Source organism: Agromyces binzhouensis, assembly GCF_004135055.1.
GTDB lineage: Bacteria > Actinomycetota > Actinomycetes > Actinomycetales > Microbacteriaceae > Agromyces > Agromyces binzhouensis.
Genome location: NZ_SDPL01000200.1, coordinates 1 through 5631, shown reverse-complemented (window position 1 = coordinate 5631; position 5631 = coordinate 1). Strand labels below are relative to the sequence as shown.

Genomic DNA, 5631 nt, shown 5'->3' with positions numbered 1-5631 from the left:
CGGGTGCGTCCGTTCCTTGAGAACTCAACAGCGTGCACTATGTTCAATGCCAATTTATTTGAACCCCGTTTCTTCTGCCGTTTTGGTGGGGGATGGGTTTCCTTTGATTGATGGACAATTTGATTTTTTGAAGTCAGTTGTTTCTCTGTCAGTGATTGAACTTGACCTTCTCCTTTTTGGGGGTTGGTTGAACCATTTTTTTTGGAGAGTTTGATCCTGGCTCAGGACGAACGCTGGCGGCGTGCTTAACACATGCAAGTCGAACGATGAAGCCCAGCTTGCTGGGTGGATTAGTGGCGAACGGGTGAGTAACACGTGAGTAACCTGCCCTGGACTCTGGGATAACCCCGAGAAATCGGAGCTAATACCGGATAGGACCTTGGATCGCATGATTTTTGGTGGAAAGTTTTTCGGTTTGGGATGGACTCGCGGCCTATCAGCTTGTTGGTGAGGTAATGGCTCACCAAGGCGTCGACGGGTAGCCGGCCTGAGAGGGTGACCGGCCACACTGGGACTGAGACACGGCCCAGACTCCTACGGGAGGCAGCAGTGGGGAATATTGCACAATGGGCGCAAGCCTGATGCAGCAACGCCGCGTGCGGGATGACGGCCTTCGGGTTGTAAACCGCTTTTAGTAAGGAAGAAGGGGAGCTTGCTCCTTGACGGTACTTGCAGAAAAAGGACCGGCTAACTACGTGCCAGCAGCCGCGGTAATACGTAGGGTCCGAGCGTTGTCCGGAATTATTGGGCGTAAAGAGCTCGTAGGCGGTTTGTCGCGTCTGCTGTGAAATCCCGGGGCTCAACTCCGGGCCTGCAGTGGGTACGGGCAGACTTGAGTGGTGTAGGGGAGACTGGAATTCCTGGTGTAGCGGTGGAATGCGCAGATATCAGGAGGAACACCGATGGCGAAGGCAGGTCTCTGGGCACTTACTGACGCTGAGGAGCGAAAGCGTGGGGAGCGAACAGGATTAGATACCCTGGTAGTCCACGCCGTAAACGTTGGGCGCTAGATGTGGGGACCTTTCCACGGTTTCCGTGTCGTAGCTAACGCATTAAGCGCCCCGCCTGGGGAGTACGGCCGCAAGGCTAAAACTCAAAGGAATTGACGGGGGCCCGCACAAGCGGCGGAGCATGCGGATTAATTCGATGCAACGCGAAGAACCTTACCAAGGCTTGACATGACCGAGAACGCCGCAGAAATGTGGAACTCTTTGGACACTCGGTTACAGGTGGTGCATGGTTGTCGTCAGCTCGTGTCGTGAGATGTTGGGTTAAGTCCCGCAACGAGCGCAACCCTCGTCGCATGTTGCCAGCACGTTATGGTGGGGACTCATGTGAGACTGCCGGGGTCAACTCGGAGGAAGGTGGGGATGACGTCAAATCATCATGCCCCTTATGTCTTGGGCTTCACGCATGCTACAATGGCCGGTACAAAGGGCTGCGATGTCGTAAGGCGGAGCGAATCCCAAAAAGCCGGTCTCAGTTCGGATTGAGGTCTGCAACTCGACCTCATGAAGTCGGAGTCGCTAGTAATCGCAGATCAGCAACGCTGCGGTGAATACGTTCCCGGGCCTTGTACACACCGCCCGTCAAGTCATGAAAGTCGGTAACACCCGAAGCCGGTGGCCTAACCCTTGTGGAGGGAGCCGTCGAAGGTGGGATCGGTGATTAGGACTAAGTCGTAACAAGGTAGCCGTACCGGAAGGTGCGGCTGGATCACCTCCTTTCTAAGGAGCATCTGGCACTCTTCGGGGTGTCCAGGCATGCCAGATCAGCGGCGTTCGTTCGCTGCTGGCAGCTCATGGGTGGAACATTGACATAGGCATCCAGTTCAAGGGTTCTGGTTCAGTACGCCGTCTTCGGATGGTTGGAACGATCGGTGCCGGCGGGGTGGGTGCGTGCACGCTGTTGGGTCCTGAGGGACCGGACATGGCTTTCGCGCTCTTCGGGGTGCGGGTCGGGGTTGGTCCCCGGTTCAGGCCTTCATCGATGCTGGCGGTTGCTGGCGGGGGTGGGGGTTCTGGTCGTCTGTTGAGAACTACATAGTGGACGCGAGCATCTTAGAAGCAGCCTTCGGGCTGTTTCACATAGGTGAGTCGCCAGGTGGCGCCCTTTGGGGTGGCTGTTTGGCGTATTCACTGGTCAATTTCGTATCCGGGCCTTCGGGTCCGGGTGCACGAATTTCGATCGAACTCATGTGATTTCAAGTTTCTAAGAGCAAACGGTGGATGCCTTGGCATCTGGAGCCGAAGAAGGACGTCGTAATCTGCGATAAGCCTCGGGGAGCTGATAAACGAGCTGTGATCCGAGGATTTCCGAATGGGGAAACCCCGCCAGGCCCCTTGTGGTGACCTGGTGACTCCCGCCTGAATGTATAGGGCGGGTAGAGGGAACGTGGGGAAGTGAAACATCTCAGTACCCACAGGAAGAGAAAACAACCGTGATTCCGTGAGTAGTGGCGAGCGAAAGCGGATGAGGCTAAACCGGTCATGTGTGATACCCGGCAGGGGTTGCATGGTCGGGGTTGTGGGACCTCTCTGGTCGATCTGCCGGTCGACCGCGGTGACGTGCGTGGCATAGGCGAACCGGATTGAAAGCCGGACCGGAGTGGGTGTGAGTCCCGTAGCCGAAATGTTGCGCAGCCCGGAGGGGGATCCCAAGTAGCACGGGGCCCGAGAAATCCCGTGTGAATCTGTCAGGACCACCTGATAAGCCTAAATACTCCCAGATGACCGATAGCGGACAAGTACCGTGAGGGAAAGGTGAAAAGTACCCCGGGAGGGGAGTGAAATAGTACCTGAAACCGTTTGCTTACAAACCGTCGGAGCACCCTTGTTGGTGTGACGGCGTGCCTTTTGAAGAATGAGCCTGCGAGTTAGTGATCTGTGGCGAGGTTAACCCGTGTGGGGTAGCCGTAGCGAAAGCGAGTCTGAATAGGGCGATTCAGTCGCAGGTCCTAGACCCGAAGCGAAGTGATCTATCCATGGCCAGGTTGAAGCGACGGTAAGACGTCGTGGAGGACCGAACCCACTTAGGTTGAAAACTGAGGGGATGAGCTGTGGATAGGGGTGAAAGGCCAATCAAACTTCGTGATAGCTGGTTCTCTCCGAAATGCATTTAGGTGCAGCGTTGCGTGTTTCTTGCCGGAGGTAGAGCTACTGGATGGCCGATGGGCCTCAACAGGTTACTGACGTCAGCCAAACTCCGAATGCCGGTAAGTGAGAGCGCAGCAGTGAGACGGTGGGGGATAAGCTTCATCGTCGAGAGGGAAACAACCCAGACCACCGACTAAGGTCCCTAAGCGCGTGCTAAGTGGGAAAGGATGTGGAGTTGCACAGACAACCAGGAGGTTGGCTTAGAAGCAGCCACCCTTGAAAGAGTGCGTAATAGCTCACTGGTCAAGTGATTCCGCGCCGACAATGTAACGGGGCTCAAGCACGCCACCGAAGTCGTGGCATTACCGCATATCGATAGGCCTTCGTGGTCCAGTCGTGGTGATGGGTAGGAGAGCGTCGTGTGCTGGGTGAAGCGGCGGTGGAAACCAGCCGTGGACGGCACACGAGTGAGAATGCAGGCATGAGTAGCGAAAGACGGGTGAGAAACCCGTCCTCCGGAAGACCAAGGGTTCCAGGGTCAAGCTAATCTGCCCTGGGTAAGTCGGGACCTAAGGCGAGGCCGACAGGCGTAGTCGATGGACAACGGGTTGATATTCCCGTACCGGCGAAGAACCGCCCACACGAGACCAGGAGTGCTAAGCATCCCAAGCCGTACCGGATCCCTTCGGGGTGATGGTGCGGGGCGGCATGCGACCCCGTCTGGTGGAGTGAGCGTGATAACAGGTGTGACGCAGGAAGGTAGCCCAGCCCGGGCGATGGTTGTCCCGGGGCAAGCGTGTAGGCCGAGTCGTAGGCAAATCCGCGACTCGTGAAGGCTGAGACGTGATGCGGATGAAAAGTGGGTGATCCTATGCTGCCGAGAAAAGCATCGACGCGAGGTTCCAGCCGCCCGTACCCCAAACCGACTCAGGTGGTCAGGTAGAGAATACCGAGGAGATCGAGAGAATCGTGGTTAAGGAACTCGGCAAAATGCCCCCGTAACTTCGGGAGAAGGGGGGCCCGATTCGTGAAGGGACTTGCTCCTGGAGCGTTGACGGCCGCAGAGACCAGTGGGAAGCGACTGTTTACTAAAAACACAGGTCCGTGCCAAGTCGCAAGACGATGTATACGGACTGACGCCTGCCCGGTGCTGGAAGGTTAAGAGGACCGGTTAGCCGCAAGGCGAAGCTGAGAATTTAAGCCCCAGTAAACGGCGGTGGTAACTATAACCATCCTAAGGTAGCGAAATTCCTTGTCGGGTAAGTTCCGACCTGCACGAATGGCGTAACGACTTCCCAGCTGTCTCAACCGCGAACTCGGCGAAATTGCAGTACGAGTAAAGATGCTCGTTACGCGCAGAAGGACGGAAAGACCCCGTGACCTTTACTACAGCTTGGTATTGGTGTTCGGTGTGGCTTGTGTAGGATAGGTGGGAGACTGTGAAGCGGGCACGCCAGTGTTCGTGGAGTCATTGTTGAAATACCACTCTGGTCACTCTGGATATCTAACTTCGAACCGTGATCCGGTTCAGGGACAGTGCCTGGTGGGTAGTTTAACTGGGGCGGTTGCCTCCCAAAGAGTAACGGAGGCGCCCAAAGGTTCCCTCAACCTGGTTGGCAATCAGGTGGCGAGTGTAAGTGCACAAGGGAGCTTGACTGCGAGACTGACAGGTCGAGCAGGGACGAAAGTCGGGACTAGTGATCCGGCAGTGGCTTGTGGAAGCGCTGTCGCTCAACGGATAAAAGGTACCTCGGGGATAACAGGCTGATCTTGCCCAAGAGTCCATATCGACGGCATGGTTTGGCACCTCGATGTCGGCTCGTCGCATCCTGGGGCTGGAGTAGGTCCCAAGGGTTGGGCTGTTCGCCCATTAAAGCGGTACGCGAGCTGGGTTTAGAACGTCGTGAGACAGTTCGGTCCCTATCCTCTGCGCGCGCAGGAAATTTGAGAGGATCTGACCCTAGTACGAGAGGACCGGGTTGGACGAACCTCTGGTGTGCCAGTTGTTCCGCCAGGAGCACCGCTGGTTAGCTACGTTCGGGATGGATAACCGCTGAAAGCATCTAAGCGGGAAGCCGGCCTCAAGATGAGATTTCCATCCCCTTCGGGGGGAGAGGCTCCCAGCCAGACGACTGGGTTGATAGGCCAGATGTGGAAGCACCGCAAGGTGTGCAGCTGACTGGTACTAATACGCCGACAACTTGACAATCACCATTCACACCAGTGTTGTAAGGCAACGGTGTGGAGCCTGATGACTCGCGTCCACTCTGTGGTTCCCAACAGACGAACACACACACAACTGCACAGCAGCAACACCCCCACCCACCCCCCCCACCACCACGGGGCACGGGACACCCGGGGGTACCGAGACCACCAACACCCACCACCACCAGGTGGCGGACATGTTGGTCCTAGAGTTTCGGCGGCCATAGCGCGAGGGAAACGCCCGGACACATTCCGAACCCGGAAGCTAAGACTCGCAGCGCCGATGGTACTGCAGGGGCGACCCTGTGGGAGAGTAGGACACCGCCGGACA

3 rRNA genes are annotated in these 5631 nt (G+C 56.8%); all 3 read left to right on the top strand.

Features of this window, described 5'->3' with window-relative positions:
- Nucleotides 1–198: 198 nt before the first annotated feature.
- The 3 genes from ESO86_RS10540 (at nt 199) to rrf (ending at nt 5630) form a co-directional block, all read left to right on the top strand.
- Nucleotides 199–1727, top strand: a 16S ribosomal RNA gene (locus ESO86_RS10540).
- Nucleotides 1728–2201: 474 nt separating this feature from the next.
- A 23S ribosomal RNA gene (locus tag ESO86_RS10535) occupies nt 2202–5304 on the top strand.
- Nucleotides 5305–5513: 209 nt separating this feature from the next.
- Nucleotides 5514–5630 (top strand): 5S ribosomal RNA (gene rrf / locus ESO86_RS10530).
- Together the 16S, 23S and 5S rRNA genes form the textbook arrangement of a ribosomal RNA operon.
- Nucleotide 5631 lies beyond the last annotated feature (1 nt).